Source organism: Bacillus sp. ISL-46 (assembly GCF_018613205.1).
Genome location: NZ_JAGGQR010000012.1, coordinates 54,200 through 81,115, shown reverse-complemented (window position 1 = coordinate 81,115; position 26,916 = coordinate 54,200). Strand labels below are relative to the sequence as shown.

The window sequence follows — 26,916 nt, the reverse complement described above, 5'->3', positions numbered from 1 at the left end:
ATTGGTTAATTATTCTTTATCCATATTTTGGAGGAGGCATAACAATGAAATGGAAGGGAAGACGGCAAAGCGCAAACGTTGAAGACCGAAGAGGAATGGGGATGGGTGGCAAAACAGTGATTGGAGGCGGTATAGGCAGTATTATTATTGTTCTCCTCTTTACACTGCTCGGAGGGAACCCAGGAGATTTACTTGGCAATAACACATCGACTAATGATTTGGATTCACAAACTCCTCCTTATCAAGAATCTGCTCAAGAGAAGGAATTAGCCGACTTTGTTTCTGTTGTCCTTGCTGATACAGAGGACGTATGGTCAGACGAATTCAAGAAGAAAGGGCTGCAATACGAAAATCCTAGGCTCGTATTGTACCGGGACAGTGTTCAGTCTGCCTGTGGGTCGGCTAGTTCGGCTGTAGGACCTTTTTATTGTCCGGGTGACCACAAGCTTTACATTGACTTAAGTTTTTATGAGGAATTGAAACAAAGATTCCAAGCACCTGGTGACTTTGCGATGGCGTATGTCATTGCCCATGAGGTAGGACACCACGTCCAGACCCTTTTACATAGCGGAGACCAAGCATCACAAGCCCCAAAAAGTACCAATGACTACTCGGTCAGATTTGAATTGCAGGCTGACTACTTGGCGGGTGTTTGGGCCCACTACGCGCAAGGGAAGGGGTACCTAGAAAAAGGCGACCTGGAAGAGGCACAGAATGCAGCAAATGCTGTAGGTGATGATAATATCCAGAAAAAAGCACAAGGCTATGTGGTTCCTGAAAGCTTTACTCACGGAACTTCCGAGCAGAGAAAAAGATGGTTTAATAAAGGATTCAAAAACGGCACCATAGAGGGAGGAAATACCTTTAAAGCAGCAAACCTTTAAATGGTTTCCGTCGTAAAGATGAATAAGAACGTTTTTTTCAAGCAAAAAGAGCCGTCATCAACGGCTCTTGATTCATTATTTTGCAAATACATGATCACCAATCGTCTTTACTACTTCACGAGTACGAATCCAATCATCCGTTGCAATTTCTGGGTTATAAAAATAAATACAATCATTTAAGCGATCATTTCTCGTTAGTGCTTCTTCGACTGCTCGTTTCGACTCATCTGATGCTGGTTTTTTAATTTCACCATTTTGAACCGGAGAAAAGGCATAGCTATTGCCTACTACTTGTTTAATTACAGCGGTCACTGTATTTGGGAAATGAGGAGATTCAACTCGATTTAATACAACAGTCGCAACAGCAACTTTTCCTTCATAAGATTCACCTTTTGCTTCGGCATCTACTAATCTGGCAAATAAGTCTTTCTCTTCATTTGTTATTGACACTGCTGGTTCCTCTTGTTTTTTTTCTGGCGTTTCCATTTCAGGTTTTGATGATTTTATTGCTTCTACTTTCGGTTGATCAGGATTTTGCAACATTTCTTTTATATCAACCCAATCGTTCGGTTGATTACTAACTTGTTCTATATGATCAGTGTCTAATCCATATTGTTGTCCTAGTTCCCAAGGGCTATCTCCATTTACTACTGGAGATTGGGTAATAGCCTCGGCCGTATTATTTTGTAAACCTATAAATGCAAATGTAGCTACACAAGCTACAACTAATTTTTTCATGTAATTGTTTTTCATGTGGCTACCTCCTGTAAATTCGTATGGTACTACTTTATCATGTGCTAGTACACGATATACAGAACGCTACTGTTACATTTCTTTTTAATTTGATGAACAACATTACAGGTAAAATAGATTTATGACAATTTTCCTATATAAATGACATATTCAACCCAATAATACGAAATAGAGGAATATTTTACTTGGAATTTCTTTTAATGTAATGGAAGTATTCGTTGAAGAGTGAATTTATTGAATTTTCTTTCATGTGGAAAGGAATATCGATCTTAGTTATTGTAAAAGAATAATTAAGAAGGGTGGAATATTAGTGTTGGGCAAAAATCACGAAAGTGAGCAACTACAACGAGGTCTAGACAACAGGCACATCCAGCTAATTGCACTTGGGGGTGCGATTGGAGTAGGTCTGTTCTATGGTTCAAGTGCAACGATTCAAATGGCTGGTCCGTCAATTTTGCTCTCATACTTAGTCGGAGGCTTAGTTATTTTTACCATTATGAGAGCATTAGGGGAAATGGCTGTAGATGAGCCGGTTTCCGGCTCATTTAGTTCGTACGCAAATCGTTATTTAGGGCCGTTTGCGGGTTACTTAACCGGTTGGACCTATTGGTTTATGTGGGTTGTCGTTGGGATGGCGGAAATTACAGTTGTTGGCGTCTATGTAAACTACTGGTTTCCAGAAATTCCACAATGGCTGACAGCACTTGCTACACTTGTTGTAATCACAATGGTGAACCTTACAAGTGTTAAAGCATTTGGAGAGTTTGAATTCTGGTTCGCGATGATTAAAGTGGTTGCGATTATTGGAATGATTGTTGTTGGATTAGGAATGATCCTCTTAGGTATCGGCAACGAAGGCCAGCCCATCGGATTTAACAATCTTTGGACTCATGGAGGATTTATGCCAAATGGGATAAACGGTATTTTCATGTCATTGGTTCTAGTGATGTTTTCATTTGGCGGGGTAGAACTCGTCGGTATTACCGCAGGGGAGGCTAAAAATCCTCGAAAGTCAATTCCATCTGCAATCAACAATGTGGTCTGGAGGATTTTAATTTTTTATATTGCTGCACTAGGCATCATGATGAGTTTATATCCTTGGAATGAAGTAGGGACGAATGGCAGCCCGTTTGTGTTAATTTTTGATAAAATCGGAATTCCTGGGGCCGCCCATATTATTAACTTTGTCGTGTTAACAGCAGCATTGTCTGCTTTTAATAGTGGTTTATTCAGTACTGGAAGAATGCTATACAATTTATCTCTACAAAATAATGGTCCGAAATATTTTGGAAAGCTCAACAAGCATTCTACACCACGACGTGGAATCCTATTTTCGTCATCATTTTTATTAGTGGCAGTATTTTTAAATTATATTGTTCCTGAAAAAGTATTTATCTATATTTCCTCTGTCGCAACGGTTGCGGTTATTACTAGCTGGACCATAATTCTGATTACACAAATAAAGTTCAGACAATCAAAAACGACAGAAGAAGTAAAAAAACTAGCATTTAAAATGCCGCTATATCCAGTTTCAAGCTACTTAGCCCTTGCTTTTTTAGCACTTGTCGTGGTCTTAATGGCCTTTATTGAGGGAATGCGAGGAGCATTAGTTGTAGCACCTATATGGTTTATGGTCCTTTATATAGGATATAAATTGAAAAAGAAGGAATAATCAGAGAGCTCGATTGACTAAGAAAAAGTAAGATAAATGTAAGCCGACAATCCTACATTAATAGGTGTCAGGCACCATCCAATTTTATGGATGGTGCCTGACACCTTTTTGCTTTAAGCATCTAAAACCCAAGAAAGTGTTAAATAACGGAAAATTCTAGGTAAATTGTCATGAATTGACAATTCGACAAAATATAAATATAATTTAAGTTATTCTGAAAATTACTAATAATGGAATTTTCACATGTAATAGGTTTTAAATCAGGAGGTCAAGAATGATTGTATTTAATCAGGTACATAAATTTTATGGGGATTTTCATGTCTTAAAAGATATTAATCTTACAATCAATCAAGGTGAAGTGGTTGTAGTAATCGGTCCGTCTGGATCAGGGAAAAGTACCTTGTTGCGCTGTATCAATCATCTGGAAACCATCTCTGACGGGACACTCACCGTAAATGGGATATCAGTAGGGGATAAAAAAACAGATATCAATAAGCTAAGGCGTAATATTGGTATGGTTTTTCAGCACTTCTATTTATATCCGCACAAAACAGTGCTTGAAAATATTACTCTTGCTCCGATGAAAGTATTGGGCCAATCCGAAAAAGAAGCTAAGGAAACAGCACGCCATTATCTTACCAAGGTAGGCATATTAGATAAGGCTGAATCTTATCCTTCACAGCTTTCCGGAGGTCAGCAGCAGCGTGTAGCCATCGCCCGTGGCCTTGCAATGAACCCGGAGATCATGCTTTTCGATGAACCAACCTCAGCACTTGATCCTGAAATGATCGGCGAGGTACTGGATGTAATGAAAGCCTTGGCCAAAGAAGGTATGACAATGGTGGTCGTAACCCACGAAATGGGCTTTGCCAAGGAGGTTGCTGACCGAATCGTTTTTATGGATGAGGGGCGAATATTAGAAGAAGCAGTTCCGGCTGAATTTTATGAGAATCCGCGTGAAGAACGGGCTCGCTTATTTCTCAGCCGTATTTTAAATCATTAATAGGGAGGAAATGGAATGTTCAAAACTAAAAATTTCGTAAAAATGGCGGTAGTGTCAACTATGGCCGCTATACTACTTGCGGGTTGCGGCGGGGACAAGGCTTCAAAAGAAAGCAGCAAAGATGTACTTGCTCAGATTAAAGAAGAGAAAAAAATTGTATTTGGTGTAAAACATGATACTCGTTTGTTTGGATTGAAAAATCCTTCGACAGGTGAGGTGGAAGGGTTTGACATTGATCTTTCTAAAGCACTTGCCGAAGAAATGTTTGGCAAAGAGGTTAAGCCTGAGTATGTCGAGGTTACTTCGAAAACGAGGGTAGGACTCTTAAATAATGGTAAGGTTGATGCGGTTGTCGCCACTATGACCATCAATGAAGAACGTAAAAAAGAAGTCGATTTTACGGATGTATATTTTGATGCCGGGCAATCATTGCTAGTGAAAAAAGGAAGCAAGGTTAAAGGCATTGAAGACTTGAAAAAAGGAACAAAGGTGCTTGCTGTTAAAGGCTCGACCTCATCCGTAAATATTCGTGAGAAAGCTCCTGAAACAACCGTACTTGAATTTGAAAACTATGCTGAAGCATTTACAGCCTTAAAGTCAGGTAAGGGTGATGCCCTGACCACAGATGATGCAATCCTTTATGGTATGGCAGAAGAAGATCCGTCATTTGAATTGGTCGGAGGAACGTTCACAGAAGAGCCTTATGGAATAGCCGTTAAAAAAGGAAATAAAGAGCTTGTCGATGAGTTGAATAAAGCTTTAAAAAGCCTGAAGGATTCAGGTAAGTACGATGAAATTAAGGATAAATGGATTAAACATTAATTATTTATATCGGGTTTCTCGTCAGGTTGGGCAGCAGTCCGCAGGCAAGTTTGCGGACCTGCTCATTCTGATGAATTAGGAGGAGATCGTTTGCTGGATTTCTCGATACTAACAAATAATATCGATTCATTTTTGGAAGGATTAAAAATAACGATTATTGCCAGTTTAATAGCATTAATATGCAGTTTTATTTTGGGAACACTTATTGCAGTCATGCGAATCGCCCCATTTAAACCTCTTAACTTTCTTGGTTCGGCATATGTTGAATTTATCCGTAATATACCGGTACTGGTTATCGTGTTTTTCACTTATTTAGCTGGAAATTTTGGCGGGATGACTGCTGGAACCATCGGATTGACCATCTATACAGCCGCTTTCATTGCTGAAGCAATCCGTGCCGGAATTATGTCTGTTCCAAAAGGGCAAATGGAAGCTGCCCGCTCGACAGGATTGAGTTACGGCCAGGCAATGAGAATGGTTATACTCCCTCAGGCTATTAAGATCGTAATCCCTCCTCTTGGCAACCAATTTATCAATTTAGTTAAAAATTCATCATTGTTAGCCGTAGTCGCAGGTGGGGATTTAATGTATCAGGGGGATTTAATTTCGGCAAAGACATACATAACTTTTGATACCTATATTTTTGTGGCCTTATTTTATTTAATTTTAACAATACCTTTAAGTCTTGGCGTAGGATTTTTAGAAAAACGCATGGCTAGAAGTAATTAAGGAGCTGTGTAGATGGATTTTCTAGCACCGTTCATTGAAGTGTATACACTTGACAATATTAAATTTTTACTGGAAGGGTTTGGGGTCACTCTTAAGGTCGCTGCCATTTCAATAGTGCTTAGCTTCATTATTGGCGGTCTCACAGGAACGCTCAGATATGCGAGGATTCCCGTTGTTTCTAAATTACTTGCCGTGATTGTTGAGACGATTCGAAACCTTCCATTGCTGCTGATCATTTTCTTCACGTATTTTGCATTGCCCGAAATCGGGATTGAAATGGAAATAACATCAGCGGCTATTGCAGCATTAACGGTTTTTGAATCGGCGATGATATCGGAAATTATCCGAAGCGGTTTAAACTCTATCGAAAAAGGACAGGTGGAAGCAGGACGTGCGTCTGGCCTGACCTACATCCAGACATTACGCTATATCATCATGCCCCAAGCGCTGAGAAGAATGGTTCCTCCGATTGTGAGTCAATTTATTTCTCTGCTTAAAGATACATCATTAGCTGTCGTCATCGCCTTACCGGATTTATTGCACAACGGACAAATTGTTTATGCACAAAAGGGCTCGTATGTGATACCTGTTTTTGTAATGGTGGCTTTGATGTACTTTATCGTTAATTATGCCTTGTCATTGGTTGCACGAAGGTTAGAAATTAAGCAGACGTAAGAAATCCGGCTCATCAATTGGGCCGGATTTTTTTATTTGGTTATAGCAACTGAGCGAAAAGAAAGGAAGGTGAATTTCACCTTCCAAAAACTTTATAGTAATTTCACTTTTTAGGCTCGCTGAATCGTAGTGGTTGAGAAGTTTTTAACCATTTTTTGCAAGTTTCTATGGCCTTCTCTTAATTTTATTGTTTCTTCGATAATTTTTTGGAATCCTTCCAAATCTCTATCAGATGCATTTAATAACGACTTCGGTAGACCTTCGACGATTTGTTGTAGGGATAAATCCGTACTCAAGGAAAATGACCACCTTTCAACGTATTCGTTAGACATCTGTTACGTCTTCTTTACTATTTTTGTAACGAGATGATTTTTTCCTGCTAACACGTTATAAAACTTATCTACATTAATCTCCATATTTAATAAGGAATAGTTAAATTACTCCTTAATCGGACAAATTAAGACGGTAAATCATCGGATACTCCTACCGTTTGTAGAAAAATATTAAAGTTAAATGGTCTTTTTGTAATGTTCATAAAACACTTTAAAAAGTCTTTCGTCTCCAGCGCGATCGGGATGAAGGGCTTTCAGTAGTTTTTTAAACTCTTTCTTTAGCATTGCTTGGTCAGAACCCGCATCCAAACCAAATAGTGTGTAAAAGTTAAGTGGGGGATGATCGGAAAGCGCATATTCTGCTTTTAACATTTTTTTCAAACCACTAACTTTTGCTTGTTCGATCCGAATATTAGTTTTTACCTCTTCGATTTCCTCTTTTAATCTCTGGTTCTCTTGAAACGTTTTTTCCCAATCCAGATAATCAATACCAAATTGTTTCATTTTGTACTCAATCTTCTTTTCTAATATGAAGGCTACTAGATCTTTTGGTTTGATCAAGAAGTCAATATTAAGATGTTTCGTCCTTTTCGCTTTTATTTTCCCTTCGAGAATCCACCGTATGACGACTTGTTCATTATCTGTTATCCCTTCATCCCTTAGCTGTTCAGTAACCTCTTTTACATTTAACATGTAATCACTCATTCTTGTTTACTAATTTTTTTCACATTTCTATGTACTTTTTGTTTTTAAAATTAAATTTAATGTATCACAGATAAAGCTTTTTCAGGTTTACGATAATATTACATTTGATTAAGAATTATTTTCAAAATTATCTTTTAGATTAAATTTTTAGAAAGACATTTTCTTTTGTTAAGGAAGGTTAACAATTCCTTTAAAAGTCATTAAATACACGTTCAATCGACAAATTCTTAAAAAATCTCAACTATAATTACCTTTATGGAAAGGAGTTGGAACTCTTCTTAATGAAAAATAACCAACCAAAAGCTGTCCAACAAAAAAGGCAATTTCTAATAAATGAACTAATTAGATCGGGAATATTTAAAAAAAATAATAAACATCTGTATGAATGGACTATGGGTGAATTAGAAACTGAGTACCAATATATTGATACGAATGGTTTGGAGTCAAGTTTTAAAAACCAGTAGGGAAAAAAGCAATCTTCAACTGAAATAATCTTCTATTGTATTGATTTCGGCACCATGTTATTATAAAGATGTTAAATGTGAACAATTTGTGAAAAATGTACGATTTATTATTAAATATGAGTCTTTTTTAATACGAAACAGCGAACCTGTTTATCGGTTAAGAGGTTATTAAACTCATATTACAAGAAAAAATATTATAACTGTTGGTGCGTAACAGCGAACCTGTTTTAGGCGAACCGTTGTAATGATTCAATTGGGATTCCAACTTTTTATGGAACCTATAAAGAATCAATTACAATGGTTTTTATATTTGTTTGCATATGATGTTAACAAAACCAATTTCATTAGGGAGAGTCCCTAGACTTATGACCTTCTTTTTCCTGCCAGAGGTATGCAATTATATGGTTATTTATGGGTAGGATAATTGTTGGTTTTATAGTATAATAATAGAAAAACATCATTAATACAGTGAAAACATTGAGTAAAAACAAGTGAGTTGAGTCATGTGAATAAATATGAAGCAGAATTTAGTAACATTGTTCGCGCGTATAGAAAACGTTATATGGGTAAAGGCCCTAGTCAAGTTCGAACAACTTTTTGCAAGAACTGGGCAATTTGTGAATTAGAAGGTAATTTATCTCCTATAGAAAAATTTATTGCTACAGCGGAAGATGGGAAACAAATGTTACGATCTGCTCGTACTGAAATGGTAAAGGATATTTATAAAAAAAACTATCCTCAGGAAATGGAAGAACTTCTGAATGCAAAATTCATTCGTGTCTTTGTGGATATTGATATTGAAAACGACATGGGGATGTCGATCTTCGTTTTTGATCAAGATATTGAGGAAAAGTTTAACTTAAAGATTTAAATTTAAACCCGATTAAAACTCTTTCAACTACATAATGTTGGCACTTGACAGCGTACCTGTTAAAGACTAACCACCTAGAAATATTTGTCCATTTTAATGGATGAATAAAATCCTAGGTGGTTTTTTATTGGGTAATTTGCAATTGGCACGATAGAGGAGGAAATGAAAATGGGAGAAACCCAACATCCAGGACCACAAAAAAAGGCAAAGTTACCAGCTCCTAAATACTGGGTAAGTCCAATTCCTTTTGGACTAGGAAAGATTAAGCCACAACATATTCGCGATACGATGAAAATCGCTTGGGATAATAAAGATAACATCGGCTATGCCACACGTATTATTACAAAAGGGGTTTGTGACGGTTGCGCACTCGGTGTATCAGGGTTATATGACCAAACATTGGATGGACCACACGTTTGCACCACACGTTTGAATGTGCTCCGGCTAAATACAATGCCTGCGATTAAGACCGAAATTCTTCATGCCGATATTGATGAACTAAGGAAATATGATAGTACTGAACTTCGTAAGTTAGGTCGGATTCCATATCCAATGATTCGTCGCAAAGGGGAGCGCAAATTTTCACGGATAACATGGGATCACGCAATGGATCTAATTGCAGATAAAATGAAAAAATTGGATCCGAAACAATATGCATTTTATTTAACCGCTCGAGGGATTACAAACGAAAGCTATTATGTTGCAGCGAAAGTCGCACGTTTTCTCGGGACCAATCACATTGATAACGCATCCCGTATTTGCCACGCTCCAAGTAAAACAGCTTTAAAACGTTCCATTGGTGTGGGAGCATCTACATCCAATTATCTAGATTGGATTGGAACAGATGTCTTACTGTTTTGGGGAAGTGTCGCTTCGAACTCATCACCTGTATCTTCAAAATATATGCTTGAAGCAAAGAAAAAAGGAACTAAAATCATCGTTGTTAACCCATACCGCGAACCAGCGATGGATAAGTATTGGATTCCTTCAAACCCTGAGTCCGCATTATTCGGAACAAAAATTGCTGATGATTTCTATCAAGTCAACATCGGTGGAGATATTGCATTTATGCATGGAATCATGAAGCATTGGTTTGATATGGAAGAAAAAGCATATGGTTCAGCGATTAACCATGAGTTCGTAGAGGAACATGTTAACGGTTACGAAGAATTAAAGAAAAAACTACAAGATCAATCGTGGGAAGATATCATCGAATCTTCAGGTGTTCCTAAAGAACGAATCATTGAATTAGCTGAACTTTTAGCAAACAGCAAAAATGCGGTCTATGCTTGGGCGCTTGGCCTGACGATGCACTCCTTTGCAACAGACAATATCTCTCAAGTAGCAAACCTGGCACTACTTCGAGGACACTTAGGACGAAAGCACGCTGGTCTTATGCCATTCCGTGGACACTCAAGTGTTCAAGGCAGCGGAGAAATGGGTGCCGACCCGTTTGTTTTACCTGGTGGAGGTTGGGATGTGAACAATGTAGAGCGAATCGAAAAGCTTTGGGGATTTGACCTTCCACAGTGGCAGGGGGATATCGTTGGTGTCACACTAGAAAACATTGTTCTTCCTAAAGATCATGAGCGGAAAGTGAAATTATATTACCTATCAGGTGGTAATTTCTTAGAAACGATGCCTGACCCTGATTTTATTGAACAAGCCTTATCTGAACTGGAAATTCGCGTGCATCAAGATATTATTTTAAACACATCGACTTTAGTCGATGCTAAAGAAGCAGTCATCGTGTTACCGGCGAAAACTCGTTATGAGCAAGAAGGAGGCGGTACGAGTACATCAACAGAACGGATGGTTTACTTCTCTCCTGAAATTAATGGGAACAAAAACATAATTGAAGAAGCACGTGGAGAATGGAAGATTTATCTGGACCTTGCTAAGCGTGTGAAACCAGAAACGGCTCATTTGGTTGATTTTGCTGACGGTCAAGCTATTCGTGAGGAAATTGCCAAAGCAAATCCTGATTACGACGGTATCCAGCATTTGAAAAAGCAAGGAGACGTTTTCCAGTGGGGCGGCGCTTGGTTATGTGAAGATGGAATTTGTCCAACTCCAGATGGCAGAGGTACCTTAATTCCGGTTGATATTCCGGATTTAAATAAAAAGCCAGAACAATTTATTATTACATCTCGCCGTGGTAAGCAGTTTAACTCGATGGTATATAAAGAAGTTGATCCGTTAAACGGTGCAGGTCGTTATGACGTGTTAATGAGTCCTATTGATGGACATAAATTAAGCATAGCTGAAGGCGAAGGAATTGTTGTTTATAACGGATTTGGCGTCTTCCAAGGTACTGCTAAGTTTGTTGACATTGCGCAAGGAAATTTAGAAGTTCATTTCCCAGAGGGTAACTACTTGCTCCCGCGCGGTCGTTATGAGAAATTTGCCGGCATTCCGGATTACAACATCTCAGTAAATGTTGAAAAAGCTGAACGATATAATGCCCGTAAAGATACCCAATATGTAGAAAAGCCGATTGCTGATCTTGAAACCGAAGTTGGTTAAGGGCAAGAATATCCATGGAAAGGGGCTGCGAATTTGTTAAAGGAAATCACTATTTCTCAAAACATTGTCAAGTATAATGGACATAACTTTATGGAGGAAGAGGATGACATTGCAGTCGAATCTGCCCTAACGATTATATTAGATGGAACTGAGTTTGCCACCATGGTATGTACCCCTTCTGAACTGAAAGAATTGGTTGTTGGATTCTTAGCTTCTGAAGGTGTGATTCGAGTCTACAAAGATATTCACTCGATTCATATCGATGAAGAAAAGGGTTTTGCTTATGTCGATCTTGTTAATAAACATTCGATACAAAAAGATTTCCACTCTAAGAGATTTATTGGTTCTTGTTGTGGAAAAGGTCGACAATTTTACTTTCATAATGATGTAAAGACAGCTAAAACGGTTATGACAGAATTGACGGTTACACCGGAACAATGCCGTGAGTTAATGATCCAGATGCAGGAAAGCTCTTCACATTTTCAACAAACGGGCGGGGTTCATAATGCTGCACTATGTACGAAGGATGGAATTGTGGTAGCAAGAACGGATATCGGTAGACATAATGCCCTTGATAAACTATTTGGCTATTGCATTATTAACCGAATACCACTTAAGGATAAAATCATAGCTTTCAGTGGCCGTATTTCATCCGAGGTGTTACTAAAAGCAGCCAAGATTGGAGTTGGGATTATTCTATCTAAATCTGCACCTACCAATCTTGCCCTTGATTTAGCAGAGGAACTTGGAATTACGGCGGTTGGTTTTATCCGTGGAAACGGATTTAATGTATACACCCATCAGGAGCGCATTCAAGGAATAGAATATAATCGTCCATCATCATCGGTTTTATAAAAACTATTATGAAAGAGGAAGAAATGCTAGGTGTCAGGCACCACCCAATTACGGGATGGTGCCTGACATTTTTTTGTTATCTAGGAAACTCTTAAAAAACAGTAAACTTTTTATAAAAAAAGATTTCTAAATATTCAACAAATAGGGTATAATAAAAAACAATAAAGAAGTTACTGCAACATTTATTAATTATGAAGCATTTACTGCACGAATTGGAGGACATATGAAAAGCTTTGAAACGATTATTAAGGAAAAATATGAAACGTTGTCTCCTGGACAAAAAAAAGTAGCCAAACATCTGATCGAAAAACTAGATGAATCAGCTTTTGACACGGCCACTATGATTGGACGAAAGGTAGATGTTAGTGAAACCACCGTCATCCGACTCTCCTATGCGTTGGGATTCAATGGATTTAGCGAAATGCTCCATTACATTCAACAGCAGATTGTAAACAAAAGTTTGCATCCATTCAGTACAAAATCCAAAATCGAAAATAAAGAGGAGGAGCACACTTCTCTTTTTACGGAAATCTTGGAAAAGGAAATTCTTTCCCAGCGACAAACCAATCACCAGCTCAATGAAACCGAACTTTGGAAGGTCGTTGATGTTTTAATCAAAGCAGATCGGATCTTCATTTTGGGAATGGGTGCATCCTATGCACCGGCTCACTGGTTTTCCTTTCAGCTTCATACACTGCGGGATCAAGTCACACTTTGTCCGTCAACAGGAGAAATCTATGAGCGGTTAACCGATTTAAGTGATCGCTCTGTTCTATTTATTATCTCGTTTCCTCGTTATTCGAAGGAAACCCTTCATATTGCAGAATGTGCCAAAAAACAAGGGGTTCCAATCATTTGCGTTACCGATCGTTTATTGTCTCCGATTGGTCGAATCGCCGATTATACGCTGACAACAGAAGAAGATTCCGAATCGGCCGCCCATTCCATCACACCTGCAATCATTTTGTTGGATTTTATCATTGCTGGGATGAAGGTGGAAAATTCGGATCAAATCCAAGTTCGACAGCAGAAATTAGAAGAACTTTACTCGAACTATGGTGTGTTTGTTGAATGACAAATTAGGAAAGGAGTTCCATTATGAGCCAGCTTTTCAATTTTATGAACGAGCAGGAACAAGCGATTCTAAAGACTTATGCTGATCTGAACCAATTGGCGGAGCCAAGCTGGCAGGAACAGAAAACTTCACAATGTATTCAGGAAGAATTAGCGAAAGCAGGGATCTCATTTAAAACATACGAAGGGCATTTTGGTATTGTTGCCAATATTCCAGGAGAAGGCAACGAGATCGTTGCCTTACGCGCCGATATGGATGCCCTATTACAAGAAGTGAAAGGGAAGATTCAACCCAATCATTCCTGCGGGCACGACGCCCACAGCACCATGGTATTACATACTGCCTTAGCCATAGCTGCTAATAAATCTTTTCACTCTAAGCCTATCCGGTTTATTTTTCAACCAGCAGAGGAGAAGGGGGAGGGGGCGCTGCGAATGATGCAAGAGGGTGCTTTGGAAGGTGTTCAATACTTATTTGGTGTTCATCTTCGTCCATGGATGGAAGTTCCAATGGGGAAAGTGGCTCCTGCCATTGTTCATAGTTCCTGTGCAACCCTTTACGGAGTAATTAAGGGCAAGCAAGCACATGCATCGCGGCCTCAGGACGGCATCAATCCGATCGAAGCCGCTTCCTTCTTAATTCAGGCCTTGCAAAACATGCGTTTAAATAGCCCGGACTCCTTTTCTATTAAAATGACAGGTTTACATGCTGGAGGAGATTCCTCCAATGTCATTCCGGAAACCGCTAATTTTATTTTGGACTTACGTGCAAGGACAAATGATGCAATGGATGAACTGCAGTCCAGAGCAGTGGATTTGCTAGAGAAGGTCGGTACTTTGACTGGGACAAGTATAAACGGAACCGTGAAAGAATTTGTTCCTGCTGCAAGATTAAATATGGAAGCTATAAAACTAGCAAAGGCTGCCGCTGCCTCTGTCTTGGGAGAAGAAAATGTAGTAGACAATTGTATTTCACAAGGAGGAGAAGATTTTCACTTCTATACCCTGCAAAATCCGGAAGTAAAGGCAACCATGATTGGATTAGGCTGTGACTTGCATCCTGGTCTCCACCACCCGGACATGCAATTTAATGAAAAGGCACTGCTATATGGAACGAAAATATTAACAAGTCTACTTTATAATGCCGCTTCAAAAAATAATGAAAATAAACATTAATGGGGGATCATTATGAAAAAGTATATGGTTGGTTTGTGTATAGCAAGTCTAGTCCTGATCATGGCAGCCTGCGGTGGAAGCAAAGAAACTAGCGGTTCAGAAAAAAGTGATACGCTTAAATCAATTAAAGATAAGGGAGAAATTGAGATTGCCATGGAAGGGGCGTATCCTCCCTATAACTTCATTAATAAAAGTAATAAATTAGAAGGATTTGACGTGGACATTGCCCAAGAAGTGGCGAAAAGACTTGGTGTAAAAGCGGTTCTATTGTCTAACCCATGGGATAGTATGATTCCTGCATTAACAGGCAAAAAGTTTGATATTATTATTTCCGATATGGCGATTACAGACGAAAGAAAGAAGAAAGTATCTTTTAGTGACCCTTATTTTACAACAGGCAATCAGTTATTTGTTCCAAAAGATTCTTCTATCAAAGCACCAAAAGACATGAAGGGGAAAAAAATTGGTGTAACGATCTCAACCACTGCTGCAGAAGAGGTAACAAAGCTTGGGGCCGATGTGAAACTGTATAAGAATGATTTTCTTGCTTTTGAGGACTTAGTAAATGGCCGTCTAGAAGGTGTATCAACTGACCAAGGTGTCGGTGCAAAAATTATTCTCGATCAAAATTATAGTTTAGTAGCAATTGATGGTCTATTGAACACAGAGCTAGCAGGAATGACCATTCGAAAAGAAGATAATGATCTCCGTAAAGAGATCAATAAGATTATTGCCGAAATGCAAAAAGACGGGAAATATGAAGAAATTAGTAAAAAATGGTTTGGAAAAGACATCCGATAAGGAGCTAAAGACATGTTAGATTTTTCTCTTGTTACTCAGTACATTCCATTTCTACTCGAGGCATCTCTAATGACACTTGAAATCTCCATTGTTTCCTTAGTACTAGGGTTAATTATGGGAATCATTATCGTGATCATGAAGATTTCAAAGTTTAAGATTTTGTCTTTGTTCGCAGACTTTTATATTTGGGTCCTTAGAGGTACCCCCCTTTTGGTTCAACTATTTCTTGTCTACTTTGGTCTTCCGCAAATAGGGATTGAGTTGAATCCCTTTACCGCCTCTGTTCTTGCTTTAGGAATAAATGCTGGAGCCTATATTGCCGAAATTTTAAGAGGGGGGATCTTGTCAATCCCTAAAGGACAGATGGAAGCAGCACAATCACTAGGTCTGAGTTATCCAACGATCATGCGGAGAATTATTCTCCCGCAGGCGTTAAGAGTAAGCATACCTGCGATTGGCAATGAGTCTATTACACTACTAAAAGATTCATCGCTCGCTTCTCTTGTTACCGTTTCAGAATTAATGATGACTTCACAAAGATTTGCATCAACGAACTATGCGTTTATCGAGTTCTATATTACTGCAGCCGTTCTTTATTTAGTAATGACAACGATATTCTCGTTTTTCTTAAGAAAGGTAGAATTTAAGTTGTCGGTTAGCGAACGTTAGTAAGGGAGGACCTACCGTGTCAAATAAAGTGAAAGATCATCTTCACCCTATTATTGAAATTGAAAATGTCCATAAAAGCTTTAATCAGCTGGAAGTTTTAAAAGGGATTAATTTACAGGTGTACCCTGGCGAAGTGGTTGCCATGATTGGTTCCAGCGGATCGGGGAAAAGTACACTCCTTCGCTGTCTGAACGGGCTCGAGACTCTTTCATCTGGCCGAATTTCAATTGATAGCACGGTATTGAACTATTTGCCGCGGAGTATTCAACAAATTAGACGGGAAGTGGGGATGGTATTTCAACAATTCAACTTATTTCCTCACCTGACCGTTTTACAAAATATTATTGAAGCGCCGATTCAGGCGTTAAAGAAGTCGAAAGCAGAAGCCGTTGAAAAGGCATTAGTTTTACTAGAAAGGGTCGGCCTTGAAGATAAAAAAGATGTATACCCAAGGAAACTTTCTGGAGGTCAGCAGCAGCGGGTGGCGATTGCACGGGCGATGGCGATGAATCCAAAAATTATGCTGTTTGATGAACCGACCTCCGCTTTAGACCCAGAACTTGTTAGTGAAGTTCTTAATGTTATGAAGGGATTGGGCGAAAGAAGGAATGACCATGCTGATCGTGACTCACGAAATGAAGTTTGCTAGAGAAGTGGCCGATCGCGTTATTTATATGTGTGACGGGGTCATCGAAGAACAAGGAGCTCCAGCACAACTGTTCACCAATCCTACTAGTGATCGTTTAAAAAGCTTTCTTAAAAATGTCATCTAATCAAGTGGCAGGAGGATAGTTACAATATGGACTTACAAAAACTGATTACGATACGCATGTTACATACGGCAGAAGAATTGACTGCTGTGAGAGATTTAGAAAGTCTTGTTTGGGCTGATGAGGATCCAGTACCCGTTAACCATAGCATTGCCGTCGTTAAAAATGGCGGTATGGTGATAGGCGCTTTTTCTGGAACTCGATTAATTGGCTTTCAGTATAGCTTTCCAGGATTTGATGGGACAAAGGTCTATCTATGTTCGCATAGTATGGGGATTCATCCAGATTTTCGAAAAATGGGAATCGGAGAAAAATTAAAATTAAAGCAGCGTGAAGAAGCACGAAGGATGGGCTATCAACTCATCACGTGGACGTATGACCCACTGGAAACTGTCAATGGATACCTTAATTTAAGCAAATTAGGCGGAGTGTGTACACAGTATATTGAGAATTGTTATGGTGAAATGCCTGATATTCTTAACGCAGGGTTGCCATCTGACCGCTTCTTAGTGGAATGGAACATAGCTGAGGAAACGTCTCAGCGGATGGAAGATTTCGTTGATAACCATGAAGTGCCCCTCTTGATTCAAGTGGAAGAGGATGCCGAGGGGTTGCCGGTACCGAAGGATATTTTTCTAGATAGCGAGAGGGATGCCTGGGCCAATCTCCTCTATGTTCCGGTTCCAAATCAATTCCAAACGGTTAAATCGAATAATTTAAATGCTGCATTAGAATGGAGAATGAAAACGCGCAAGGTTTTTACCCATTATATGAGTAAAGGGTGGACGGTTACGGCATTACGGAAAAGTGATCAGCCTTACCTTCATCATTATGTATTAACCAAGAAACATACTTAACGGAGTGAGGTATAAATAAGGATGGAAATACAGCGAATTGTATTAAGACATATGAAAATGGATCTATTACACCCCTTCACGACTGCTGTAGGGACCGAAAATGATAAAGATTTTATTTTGGTCGAAGTCAAAACGAAGGATGGAATTACGGGATGGGCTGAATCCGTTGCTGCGATTGATGCCACATATAAAGAAGAAACAGTCAAAACCAATTGGCATATGATGGAGGATTTTCTGATTCCACTTCTTCTGAAAGAGCCAATTTCTCATCCAGATGAGGTCTCCGAGCGCTTTCATCATGTCCGTGGGAATTATATGGCAAAGGCTGCCCTTGAAGGGGCCATTTGGGATGCTTATGCTAAAAAGCAAGGAGTTGTCTATCGAGTGCCCTTGGAGGAACATTAGAAAAGATTGAGGTCGGCGTCAGTATTGGGATCCAGGATACGGTCGAAGAATTATTAGCTTTGATTGAGGGTCATCTACAAGAAGGATACAAACGGATCAAGGTGAAAATTCAACCAGGATGGGATTTAAATATTTTAGCAGAGATTCGAAAACACTACCCAGATATTCCATTAATGGCGGATGCAAATACCGCTTATACTTTAGAGGATATCGAAACGCTTAAGGCGATGGATCAATTTAATTTAATGATGATTGAGCAGCCGTTGGGCTTTGATGATATCATCGATCATGCGCAGCTTCAAGCGCAAATCGAGACACCGATTTGTCTGGATGAAAGTATCCATAGTGTGGATGACGTGCGAAAGGCTATTCAACTTGGCAGTTGTAAAATTATTAATATTAAAATTGGGCGTGTTGGAGGCTTAACAGAATCTAAAAAAATCCATGATTTATGTGACGCAAATGGGATTCCCGTCTGGTGTGGCGGCATGCTTGAGGCTGGAGTTGGCAGGGCGCATAATATTGCAATAACAAGCCTATCTAATTTTACTCTCCCAGGTGATACAGCTGCTTCCGCCCGGTATTGGAAGGAAGATATTATTGATCCCGAGGTAACAGTGGAAGACGGGATGATTACGATTCCAAAACAACCCGGTATCGGGTATGAACCGAACCGGGAGCGTATTGACAAGTACACGCTGTATAGTCGTACTTTTCATTCATAACTAATGTATATTTATTAAATATAGACCTAACCTTCCTGGATTCGCCGATAGAACTTAAAGATTCGCCGATAGAACATGCAAATTCGCTGATAGAATCTATTCTCACCTATTGGAATCGAAAATCCGCTCATTTTTATACTCTTGGACGATTCCTTCCTAAAAAAAAACGCCAAACCTTTGAATTCCACAATGGTTTGGCGTTTTTTTATCGAGATAGTATGGTTTGATGGTTGTTATGGTTGTTTCAATTAAACTCATTGCCATTTTAATGGAATTTTCTATCCTATTCCCCCTTTTAACCTGTGGTTGACCTAAACGGTGGTTCTGGGTAACATTCATCGTTGTATCTGTTGTGAGCTCAAGCAAAACAGGTCCTGGTCTCCCGTTAGTCGCAATCGTTAGGGTATTTTTAAGAGCTTGGTCCATGCCTTCGATGTTATTTATTTTTAAGGCGTGCTTCGTAATGGCCATTGTAAGTCCTGAAATGTTTAATTCATGAAACGCTTCATGATTGGTATGGAGTGGATCATCATGTATTTGCCCTGCTATAATGACTAACGGCACCGAGTCACTATAAGCCGTTGCGATCCCAGTAATGCTATTGGTTATTCCTGAAGCAGTAGTTAGCAGGACTACACCAGGTTTGCCTGTAGCACGAGCGAAACCATCTGTAGCATGAACCGCAGCTTGCTCATGCTGCATCCGTACATAACGAACATTTTTATCTTTCAAAAGCATTAACTCTTGTTCGTCACAGCCAAAGAAGCAGTCCACACCTAGCGAACTAATGAATTTAAAAACATTTCTACATCTGAAAATTCTTTTAACAATGTCATACCCTCACCTGATTTCTATTTTTAAAGAATATTCTAAAATATTTGGATTCATTTGTATGTGAAATAAATCATGTTTCCTATAATTTTTGATTGTCTCCATTCCCAGAGAAGAAAAAAAACGGTAACTGTAGTAGTATTATAGTGAAGGTGATTGTATGGAAGCAGGGGTTAATCGTCAAATGGTAGTGAACTCGTAAGTTTGTTATATTGAAATAATAAAATGATAAAGAGTGAAACCTTCGCATTTACTATAATTCTTCAAAATCCTCTAAAATTGGACAATTTTTACAGGCTATTCATTTAATATCTACTAATTATGGGTGGAAGTATGTGCATCCTTTTTATTAGCCACTTTCCTTCATTTATATAAAATATTATGTAGACGATAATATTGACTTAAAGTAAAATAAAAAAATATGAAAGATAATTGATAAATGGGAAGTTTTATTATTTTGAATATTCTATTTTTTGTGACAACTATGATTTAAGTTTAATAGATTAAACTGTTAATAAACGATAGGAAATATGGAGGTCTTATGAAATTTAAAACAAAGCTCTATACGAGCATCGGTTCATTACTGCTATTGTTTTTTATTATCGCCATCATTTTAATGAACATGCTCGAACAATCGACAGTGAATATGAACGTTGTTGTTAATGATCTAAATGAGAGAATCGAAATGGCTTCCGATATTAAATATGAGACCTCTAGAATAGGTCTAGAGCTAACTTCGATGTTAACTGACCGTGGAAATGATATCCATTTAAATGCGACGAATTCTTGGGAAGATTCCCATACCAATTTGCAAGCGGCGATTGAATCACTAGAAAAAATGGACAAGCAAGAGAAATCTAAAGAACTAATTGCAAAGTTTAAAATATTGCAAGAATCATATAAAAATATGGGGCAGCAAGCTTTGACAGCAAAAAAACTAAATGGGGAAATGGAAATTCCTGCTGTCTTTTGGACTGATTCTGAACTTATAAGACAAAGAATGATTCAAATTGCCGATCTTCTCTATGGATTGCAAGAACAAAAGATGAAAAATGAACTTTTAAGGTCTAAAGATACGTACAATATGGCTGTCACCATTATTTACATTTATCTTGCCATTGCCTTATGTATTGGCATTGGTTTCACGTTTTGGATTATTAGAGGTATGACAAATAACCTGAACAAAATAACAGCTGTTATGAAAAGTGCTACCACTAGTGATTTTAGTTCATTGCCCCGAATTGAGCTTTCCACTAAGGGTGAGTTGGGTGAAATCGCAGTTTCCTTTAATAAAATGGCACATGCACTAGAGGAACAAAGTAAGCTAGAGAAACAATTAAAAGAAGTAGCAGAAGAGCAAAGCTGGCTGAATAGGAAAATTGCCGAAATTGCTACCATTTATCCTGAGGTTGAAAATGTTTCTATGTTAGCAGAATTGTTAATTACAAAACTTGTACCGATGGTAGGAGCAAGTTACGGAGTTTTTTATGTTAAGGAAGTGGAAGAGCGAGAGAAGTATCTAAAAAAGATTTCTGCCTATGCCTCTTTGAATGATAATAAAGATTATATGCGTTTTCGTTTTGGAGAAGGTCTGATCGGACAATGCGCACTTGAAAAACGATCCATCTTACTAACCAATGTCCCAGATCACTACGTAAAAATTAAATCAGGACTAGGAGTAGGTTCACCGAAAAATATTATTATTTTACCGATTCAATTTGAAAATGATGTACAAGCTGTCATTGAAATTGCATCATTTGAGTCCTTTAGTCCGCTTCAGGTTAAGCTATTGGAAGCAGTAACTAACAATATTGGTATCAAAATAAACAGTATTGTTAGCCATATGAAAGCAGAAAGATTATTGCAAGAATCACAAGCCATGACAGAAGAACTTCAAGCTCAATCAGAAGAACTGCAGTTACAACAAGAGGAGTTAAGGACGACGAATGAAAAACTTGAGGAGCAGTATATAGCCTCTGAACAAAAGAAAGAGGAAATCGAAAAGGTTAGGGAGGCGCTTGAAGAGAAGGCTCAACAACTGGAGCTTAGCTCTCAATATAAATCGGAGTTTCTAGCGAATATGTCCCACGAGTTAAGAACACCACTAAATAGTTTACTAATTTTAGCGCAAATACTCGCTGAAAACGCGGATGGAAATCTTACCGCTGAACAGGAGGAGTATATTCGGACGATTTACTCATCGGGGAATGATTTACTTCATTTAATAAACGATGTTTTAGACTTAGCGAAAGTGGAGTCAGGTAAATTAGATGTAAACCCTACAGAGGTAGATCTACAGGATGTGCAAGATTTTATCGAACGTCAATTTTCTCCAATTGCGATTCAAAAAAATGTAGAGTTTACTATAAAAATGGATGCAAGTTTATCAGGGACCTTCAATATGGATGAACAACGTTTACAGCAAATTTTAAAAAATCTCCTATCCAATGCTTTTAAGTTTACTGAGACTGGCAGTGTGTCATTAGTTGTCCGGAAGGAAGTTAAAGACGTCAGCAGGAATCTATCTGAGGGAGTTCAAGCGAAATCGATGCTTGCTTTCTCCGTTATCGATACGGGAATTGGCATTGATAAAGACAAACAAGATACGATATTTGATGCCTTTAAACAAGCAGATGGAACGACAAGTCGTCAATATGGCGGCACTGGATTAGGACTTTCCATTAGTCGAGAAATGGCACAATTATTAGGTGGATTTATTGAGGTAACGAGTATGAAAGGGAAAGGTAGCATCTTCACTTTATATTTGCCATACTATCAAACGATCAACAAAATAGTGGGAAATACCGCTTTGGACGAAGTGGCCATAAGTCTTTATGAGGATGATCCACTTAAAGATGTAGAAGATCGAATAAATCAATATGGGATTTCTTCTTTGAAAAACAAGAAAATACTCATTGTAGATGATGATATACGGAATGTTTATGCCTTAACAATTGCTCTTGAAAAATATGAAATGGATATTATAGTAGCAGAAAATGGTCGTGAAGGGATTGAGGTATTAAAGGACAACCCAGATACAGACCTCATTTTAATGGACATTATGATGCCTGAGATGGATGGGTTTGAAGCCATGCGACAAATTCGCCAAATAGCAGAATTTCAAGCCGTACCAATCATCGCCCTTACAGCCAAGGCAATGAAACGCAGTAGAGAAGAATGTTTAGAGGCTGGAGCAACGGATTATATAAGTAAGCCGATTAACTTAGAACAGTTATTTTCCTTAATGCAAGTATGGCTGTATAGTAAGGAGGGCTAGAAAATTTGACAAAAAAACATAATATTCTACAGTCAGATGAGATAGAAAGAATTGAAATAGAATTACTACTTGAGGCTGTTTTTCGTTATTATGGTTATGATTTTCGAAACTATGCTTATCCTTTCATCCAAAGGAGAATTAGCCACCGTGTTGGTAAGGACAATCTTACAAGTATCTCGGCTCTTCAGGAAAAGGTACTCCGCGATTCAGAAGTCATGGGTGAGTTGCTTTCTGATTTCTCAATTAATGTGACAGAGATGTTCCGGGATCCTTCTTTTTTTAAGTCATTCCGAACAAAGATCATCCCTTTAGTAAAAGATTATCCTGAAATTCGAATTTGGCATGTTGGCTGTGCTTCAGGAGAAGAGGTCTATTCCATGTCTATTCTGTTGCATGAAGAAGGGATTTACGAAAAAACAAGAATGTTTGCCACCGATATAAACAAAAGTGTTCTAGAAAAGGCGAAGCAAGGTTGCTTTCCATTAGATAGGATGCAGCTCTACACCAAAAACTATATCGAGGCAGACGGGAAAAGGGCCTTTTCAGAATATTATAAGGCAGTCGATGATAAGGTTTTTTTCCATCCCTTTTTGCAAAAAAATATCGTGTTTGCCCAACATAATTTAGTAACCGATCAATCATTTAACGAGTTTGATATTATTATATGTCGAAATGTCTTTATCTATTTTAATAAGGTTCTTCAAAATCACGTCCATACGTTATTATATAATAGCCTAAGCCCATCAGGTTTTCTTGGGTTGGGTAAAAGAGAGGGGATAAAGTTTACTAGTTATGAACACTGTTACGGAGAATTTGACGCATCAGAAAAACTCTATCGAAAAGTTAAATAGTCCCCATTCAAACAAGGTAAATATTTTAATGGTGGATGATCATCCCGAAAATCTATTAGCATTGAAAGCTGTACTTAATTCTCCCAATTATCACTTGGTCAGCGCAAATTCAGGTAAAGAAGCGTTAAAATGTATGCTAAAACAAGATTTTGCTGTTATTTTACTGGACGTACAGATGCCTGGGCTAAATGGATTTGAAACGGCAAAGCTGATTAAAGCTAGAGAAAAAACAAGACACATCCCGATCATTTTTATCACAGCCATTAGTCAAGATATGGAACATGTGCATCAAGGGTATGCAGTAGGGGCCATTGATTATATTTTTAAACCTTTTGATCCAAAAACATTGAAGCAGAAAATCGAACAATTTGTTAAAATTCACCAAAACCATAAAGAAAATATCATTCAAACAGATCGAGAACGTAAAGTTGAACTGCTTAAAGTGAATAAAAAGTTAGATAAAACAACGTTAAATTTACGGCGGACAGAGGCATTATCCAAAGTTATTGGTGAAACAATCGTCGACACGATCCTTACGTTTGACGATCAAGGTTCTATTTTATCGGTGAATCCTGCAATTAAAAAGATGTTTGGTTACAAGGCTGAGGAATTAATCGGTAAACATGTGGTGATGCTTTTTCTAAAATCGATGGGAGAAAATGTCCAGGATTCTTCGGTTGCTTTCTTTTCCTCGATAAAACAATCTGTTGGAAAGGTAATAGAATCGGTGGCTATTCGGAAAGATGAAAGTCACTTTCATGCGGACATTCTAATTGGTGAAACCACAGTTGAAAATCAACAGCTTTTTGTTTGTACGATTCGTGATGTCACAGAAAGAAAGCAGATAGAGGAAATTAAAAAACTCCAATTCAATAATATGGAGCAAATAGTAGCAGAACGAACGCTCGAACTGATAAGGGCTAACGAAAAACTACAAAAAGAGATAGAGGAACGAGAAAGAATCGCCAACCATCTCTACCGTTCCCAAGAAAGATTTCGAAAAATTTTTGAATCTAGTCCCTGTTTAATGGCGATTTTTTCGCAGAAGAATTTAACCTTTATTGAAGTAAATACTAGTTGGATAAAATTTACAGGTTATAGCCACGATGAGTTGGAAAAACAAAAAATAAATTTGAATAATTTTGTAGATGAATCAACGGGTAAATCTATTAATCTTGATCGGAAAATTCGTAATAAGAAAATTAGCTATAAAACGAAAAACGGAGATATTCGCGACGGATTATTATCGACTGAAATGATTGATATCGATCCAGAACCATGTACGCTAATTGTTTTAACAGATATTACCGATACCGTTCACCTGGAGAAGGAGATGTCACGATTAGATCGGTTGAATTTAATCGGTGAGATGGCAGCAGGAATTGCCCATGAAATTAGAAATCCGATGACAACTGTTCAAGGGTTTTTACAATTATCAAGGAATAACAGCGCTAATTTATCAGCAGAGATTATTGATTTGATGTTAGATGAATTACGTAGGGCGAACGCGATTATTACTGAATTTCTTAATTTAGCCAAAAACAAGGTCAGTGTGAAGAAAAAGCAAAACTTAAATACGATACTAGAAGCATTATCTCCACTAATTCAAGCGGAGGCTTTTCGGTCAAATAAACAAGTTAAGCTTGATTTAAATAAGTGTCCGGATATTTATATCGATCAAAAAGAAATCCGTCAGCTAATCTTAAATATCGCCCTTAATGGACTCGATGCCATGTCGTCGAATGGAAAACTTACGATAAAAACATATACAAAAAACCAAGCCGTCATTTTAGAAATAAAAGATCAGGGTCACGGCATCAGCCCGGACGTTCTACAAAAATTAGGAACACCTTTCTTTACAACGAAGGAAACGGGAACAGGATTAGGTTTGGCTATTTGCTACAGTGTAGCAAAACGACACCACGCTGAAATTGATATAACAACGGGGGATGAGGGGACCATTTTCTCGGTTCGCTTTCAATTAAATCCCATTCTTAATAACTGATTGTTACTATTCTTAAAATAAGAGAGAGGGGAGGATGTATTGTTAAAAAATAGAAAAATAGTTTATTTTGTAGGAGCGGTTATTTCTGTCATCATTTTAATTTTTATTTCTAATTCATTTGTAGATGAAAGACCGAAAGTGGTCATTGTTTTAAAAAGTTTAGACATACAATATTGGAAAATTATTAAAGCAGGCGCTGAAAAAGGGTTCAGAGATTTTGGCATCGATGGGAAAGTTATCGCACCACGTAATGAATCTGCTGAAGAACAACGTAGATTATTAGAGAAGACCTATCAAGAAAATCCAGATGTATTAATTGTCGCACCGACGGATTCAACGGTTCTTCCTTTACTGGAAAAGTTTACTGATATCAAAAAAACTCCTGTATTACTAGTAGATAATGATTTTCCATTGGAAAATAAAACTTCTTATATCGGTACCGATAACGTGGATTTAGGAAAAAAAGCAGGCTCACTTTTAGCCTCGCAGCTTCAACCTGGAAATAAAGTGGCCATTATCGGTGGCGATTTTTCCATTTCAGTATTTAGAGAACGGATGAATGGCGCTAAAATGGCTTTAAAAGATGCGGGGATCATCTTGGCGGCTGAAAAAGTAGGGATATCGGATGATCCCAAAACAGTAAAAAAAGAAATGACAAAGATATTGCGTGATCATCCGGATATTAAGGGAGTCTTTGCCACAAATGACATTTCTGCTTTACTTGTAATTAAGGTATTGGAGGAACAAGGTGTTACGATACCAGTCATCGGAGCAGACGGAATTCCTGATATGCTGAAGTTAATCAAGGATGGAACGATATCTAGTACAGTAGCACAAAATCCTTATGATATGGGATATTTAAGCGTTGAAACAGCATTGAAAGTAACAAGAGGAGAAAATGTTGAAAAAGTCGTTGATACGGGTGTAGATATCATAATCAAAGAGAATGCGAAGCAGAGACTAGACTTTCTGAATAAATTGTTTAAAATGAATACCAGGTAACGAATAAATGAGTGTCAGGCACCAACCAGATAATTGGATGGTGCCTGACACTTTTTTTGATGATCACGAAATAGTAATAATTTCTTGTTCCTGACCAAGTCCTTTTTATTCCTTATCGGATGAGGAAAAGAAATGGCTTACTAGGTTTTTTAGCAATGATGCAAGTGAACATTGGGAAGAAA

At 38.1% G+C, this 26,916-nt stretch carries 23 protein-coding genes and 2 pseudogenes; 21 read left to right on the top strand and 4 right to left on the bottom strand.

The window, feature by feature from the left end; translation table 11 throughout:
- The first annotated feature begins 44 nt into the window (after nucleotides 1–44).
- Complete coding sequence (gene ypfJ / locus J7E67_RS06815; protein WP_214713807.1) at nucleotides 45–884, top strand: KPN_02809 family neutral zinc metallopeptidase; 840 nt, start codon at nucleotides 45–47, stop codon at nucleotides 882–884.
- 75 nt (nucleotides 885–959) lie between these two features.
- Here ypfJ and J7E67_RS06810 read toward each other — a convergent pair whose 3' ends face one another.
- Nucleotides 960–1,637: a cell wall hydrolase gene (locus tag J7E67_RS06810; RefSeq protein WP_214713809.1), complete on the bottom strand. Its 678-nt coding sequence runs from the start codon at nucleotides 1,635–1,637 to the stop codon at nucleotides 960–962.
- A 313-nt stretch (nucleotides 1,638–1,950) separates the two neighbouring features.
- Between J7E67_RS06810 and J7E67_RS06805 the strand changes: the two genes are divergently transcribed.
- From J7E67_RS06805 to J7E67_RS06785, 5 genes are all read left to right on the top strand, one after another.
- Nucleotides 1,951–3,309, top strand: a complete 1,359-nt coding sequence (locus J7E67_RS06805; protein WP_214713965.1) for an amino acid permease — start codon at nucleotides 1,951–1,953, stop codon at nucleotides 3,307–3,309.
- A 274-nt stretch (nucleotides 3,310–3,583) separates the two neighbouring features.
- The gene (locus tag J7E67_RS06800; protein WP_088088296.1) at nucleotides 3,584–4,312 is read left to right on the top strand and encodes an amino acid ABC transporter ATP-binding protein; all 729 of its coding nucleotides are present in this window, start codon (nucleotides 3,584–3,586) and stop codon (nucleotides 4,310–4,312) included.
- Between the two features lie 15 nt (nucleotides 4,313–4,327).
- Nucleotides 4,328–5,134, top strand: a complete 807-nt coding sequence (locus J7E67_RS06795) for a transporter substrate-binding domain-containing protein (protein WP_214713811.1) — start codon at nucleotides 4,328–4,330, stop codon at nucleotides 5,132–5,134.
- 90 nt (nucleotides 5,135–5,224) lie between these two features.
- Nucleotides 5,225–5,863, top strand: coding sequence for an amino acid ABC transporter permease (locus J7E67_RS06790; protein ID WP_214713813.1), 639 nt, complete (start codon nucleotides 5,225–5,227; stop codon nucleotides 5,861–5,863).
- A 12-nt stretch (nucleotides 5,864–5,875) separates the two neighbouring features.
- Nucleotides 5,876–6,538: an amino acid ABC transporter permease gene (locus J7E67_RS06785; RefSeq protein WP_214713815.1), complete on the top strand. Its 663-nt coding sequence runs from the start codon at nucleotides 5,876–5,878 to the stop codon at nucleotides 6,536–6,538.
- A gap of 110 nt (nucleotides 6,539–6,648) precedes the next feature.
- Here the strand turns inward: J7E67_RS06785 and J7E67_RS06780 are convergent, their stop codons facing one another.
- Together J7E67_RS06780 and J7E67_RS06775 are read right to left on the bottom strand one after the other, a co-directional pair.
- Nucleotides 6,649–6,834, bottom strand: a complete 186-nt coding sequence (locus tag J7E67_RS06780) for a hypothetical protein (protein WP_214713817.1) — start codon at nucleotides 6,832–6,834, stop codon at nucleotides 6,649–6,651.
- 213 nt (nucleotides 6,835–7,047) lie between these two features.
- Nucleotides 7,048–7,563, bottom strand: a complete 516-nt coding sequence (locus tag J7E67_RS06775) for a J domain-containing protein (protein WP_214713818.1) — start codon at nucleotides 7,561–7,563, stop codon at nucleotides 7,048–7,050.
- 293 nt (nucleotides 7,564–7,856) lie between these two features.
- Here J7E67_RS06775 and J7E67_RS31780 point away from each other — a divergent pair, with 293 nt between their 5' ends.
- The 11 genes and pseudogenes from J7E67_RS31780 (at nucleotide 7,857) to menC (ending at nucleotide 18,768) form a co-directional block, all read left to right on the top strand.
- Nucleotides 7,857–8,039 carry a Fur-regulated basic protein FbpA gene (locus J7E67_RS31780; RefSeq protein WP_214713820.1) on the top strand — a complete coding sequence of 61 codons (183 nt, stop codon included), beginning with the start codon at nucleotides 7,857–7,859 and terminating at the stop codon, nucleotides 8,037–8,039.
- A 505-nt stretch (nucleotides 8,040–8,544) separates the two neighbouring features.
- Entirely contained in the window at nucleotides 8,545–8,910 is a 366-nt protein-coding gene (locus tag J7E67_RS06765; RefSeq protein WP_214713822.1) for a Na-translocating system protein MpsC family protein, read from the top strand.
- A gap of 168 nt (nucleotides 8,911–9,078) precedes the next feature.
- Nucleotides 9,079–11,436, top strand: coding sequence for an FdhF/YdeP family oxidoreductase (locus J7E67_RS06760; protein WP_214713824.1), 2,358 nt, complete (start codon nucleotides 9,079–9,081; stop codon nucleotides 11,434–11,436).
- A gap of 33 nt (nucleotides 11,437–11,469) precedes the next feature.
- Complete coding sequence (fdhD, locus tag J7E67_RS06755) at nucleotides 11,470–12,291, top strand: formate dehydrogenase accessory sulfurtransferase FdhD (RefSeq protein WP_214713826.1); 822 nt, start codon at nucleotides 11,470–11,472, stop codon at nucleotides 12,289–12,291.
- Between the two features lie 223 nt (nucleotides 12,292–12,514).
- Nucleotides 12,515–13,366, top strand: a complete 852-nt coding sequence (locus J7E67_RS06750) for a MurR/RpiR family transcriptional regulator (RefSeq protein ID WP_214713828.1) — start codon at nucleotides 12,515–12,517, stop codon at nucleotides 13,364–13,366.
- Nucleotides 13,367–13,389: 23 nt separating this feature from the next.
- A complete protein-coding gene (locus J7E67_RS06745) occupies nucleotides 13,390–14,541 on the top strand; it encodes an amidohydrolase (protein ID WP_214731282.1) in 1,152 nt (383 codons plus the stop codon).
- A gap of 12 nt (nucleotides 14,542–14,553) precedes the next feature.
- On the top strand, nucleotides 14,554–15,342 hold the full coding sequence (locus J7E67_RS06740; protein ID WP_214713832.1) for a transporter substrate-binding domain-containing protein: 789 nt from the start codon (nucleotides 14,554–14,556) through the stop codon (nucleotides 15,340–15,342).
- Nucleotides 15,343–15,354: 12 nt separating this feature from the next.
- Complete coding sequence (locus J7E67_RS06735; protein ID WP_214713834.1) at nucleotides 15,355–16,011, top strand: amino acid ABC transporter permease; 657 nt, start codon at nucleotides 15,355–15,357, stop codon at nucleotides 16,009–16,011.
- 49 nt (nucleotides 16,012–16,060) lie between these two features.
- Nucleotides 16,061–16,784 (top strand): annotated as a pseudogene (locus tag J7E67_RS06730) (amino acid ABC transporter ATP-binding protein).
- A 26-nt stretch (nucleotides 16,785–16,810) separates the two neighbouring features.
- A complete protein-coding gene (locus tag J7E67_RS06725; protein ID WP_214713836.1) occupies nucleotides 16,811–17,638 on the top strand; it encodes a GNAT family N-acetyltransferase in 828 nt (275 codons plus the stop codon).
- Nucleotides 17,639–17,659: 21 nt separating this feature from the next.
- A pseudogene (gene menC / locus J7E67_RS06720) lies at nucleotides 17,660–18,768 on the top strand (o-succinylbenzoate synthase).
- 156 nt (nucleotides 18,769–18,924) lie between these two features.
- Here menC and J7E67_RS06715 read toward each other — a convergent pair.
- On the bottom strand, nucleotides 18,925–19,557 hold the full coding sequence (locus J7E67_RS06715; RefSeq protein WP_308161364.1) for a thiamine pyrophosphate-binding protein: 633 nt from the start codon (nucleotides 19,555–19,557) through the stop codon (nucleotides 18,925–18,927).
- A 583-nt stretch (nucleotides 19,558–20,140) separates the two neighbouring features.
- Here J7E67_RS06715 and J7E67_RS06710 point away from each other — a divergent pair.
- Genes J7E67_RS06710 through J7E67_RS06695 form a run of 4 tightly spaced genes read left to right on the top strand, consistent with a single transcriptional unit; the run spans nucleotide 20,141 to nucleotide 26,734 of the window.
- Nucleotides 20,141–22,876 carry a hybrid sensor histidine kinase/response regulator gene (locus tag J7E67_RS06710; protein WP_214713841.1) on the top strand — a complete coding sequence of 912 codons (2,736 nt, stop codon included), beginning with the start codon at nucleotides 20,141–20,143 and terminating at the stop codon, nucleotides 22,874–22,876.
- Nucleotides 22,877–22,881: 5 nt separating this feature from the next.
- Entirely contained in the window at nucleotides 22,882–23,727 is an 846-nt protein-coding gene (locus J7E67_RS06705; protein WP_251026608.1) for a CheR family methyltransferase, read from the top strand.
- A complete protein-coding gene (locus J7E67_RS06700) occupies nucleotides 23,669–25,732 on the top strand; it encodes a PAS domain S-box protein (protein WP_214713843.1) in 2,064 nt (687 codons plus the stop codon). The genes J7E67_RS06705 and J7E67_RS06700 overlap by 59 nt, the downstream gene beginning before the upstream one ends.
- 39 nt (nucleotides 25,733–25,771) lie before the next feature.
- The gene (locus J7E67_RS06695; protein WP_214713845.1) at nucleotides 25,772–26,734 is read left to right on the top strand and encodes a sugar ABC transporter substrate-binding protein; all 963 of its coding nucleotides are present in this window, start codon (nucleotides 25,772–25,774) and stop codon (nucleotides 26,732–26,734) included.
- Nucleotides 26,735–26,916 lie beyond the last annotated feature (182 nt).

Coding starts and splice junctions, on each gene's coding strand:
- J7E67_RS06700 (WP_214713843.1), top strand. CDS start 23,669: ATGAACACTGTTACGGAGAATTTGACGCATCAGAAAAACTCTATCGAA.
- J7E67_RS06760 (WP_214713824.1), top strand. CDS start 9,079: ATGGGAGAAACCCAACATCCAGGACCACAAAAAAAGGCAAAGTTACCA.
- J7E67_RS06810 (WP_214713809.1), bottom strand. CDS start 1,637: ATGAAAAACAATTACATGAAAAAATTAGTTGTAGCTTGTGTAGCTACA.
- J7E67_RS06795 (WP_214713811.1), top strand. CDS start 4,328: ATGTTCAAAACTAAAAATTTCGTAAAAATGGCGGTAGTGTCAACTATG.
- J7E67_RS06725 (WP_214713836.1), top strand. CDS start 16,811: ATGGACTTACAAAAACTGATTACGATACGCATGTTACATACGGCAGAA.
- J7E67_RS06745 (WP_214731282.1), top strand. CDS start 13,390: ATGAGCCAGCTTTTCAATTTTATGAACGAGCAGGAACAAGCGATTCTA.
- J7E67_RS06750 (WP_214713828.1), top strand. CDS start 12,515: ATGAAAAGCTTTGAAACGATTATTAAGGAAAAATATGAAACGTTGTCT.
- J7E67_RS06710 (WP_214713841.1), top strand. CDS start 20,141: ATGAAATTTAAAACAAAGCTCTATACGAGCATCGGTTCATTACTGCTA.
- J7E67_RS31780 (WP_214713820.1), top strand. CDS start 7,857: ATGAAAAATAACCAACCAAAAGCTGTCCAACAAAAAAGGCAATTTCTA.
- J7E67_RS06785 (WP_214713815.1), top strand. CDS start 5,876: ATGGATTTTCTAGCACCGTTCATTGAAGTGTATACACTTGACAATATT.
- J7E67_RS06775 (WP_214713818.1), bottom strand. CDS start 7,563: ATGTTAAATGTAAAAGAGGTTACTGAACAGCTAAGGGATGAAGGGATA.
- ypfJ (WP_214713807.1), top strand. CDS start 45: ATGAAATGGAAGGGAAGACGGCAAAGCGCAAACGTTGAAGACCGAAGA.
- J7E67_RS06800 (WP_088088296.1), top strand. CDS start 3,584: ATGATTGTATTTAATCAGGTACATAAATTTTATGGGGATTTTCATGTC.
- J7E67_RS06740 (WP_214713832.1), top strand. CDS start 14,554: ATGAAAAAGTATATGGTTGGTTTGTGTATAGCAAGTCTAGTCCTGATC.
- J7E67_RS06735 (WP_214713834.1), top strand. CDS start 15,355: ATGTTAGATTTTTCTCTTGTTACTCAGTACATTCCATTTCTACTCGAG.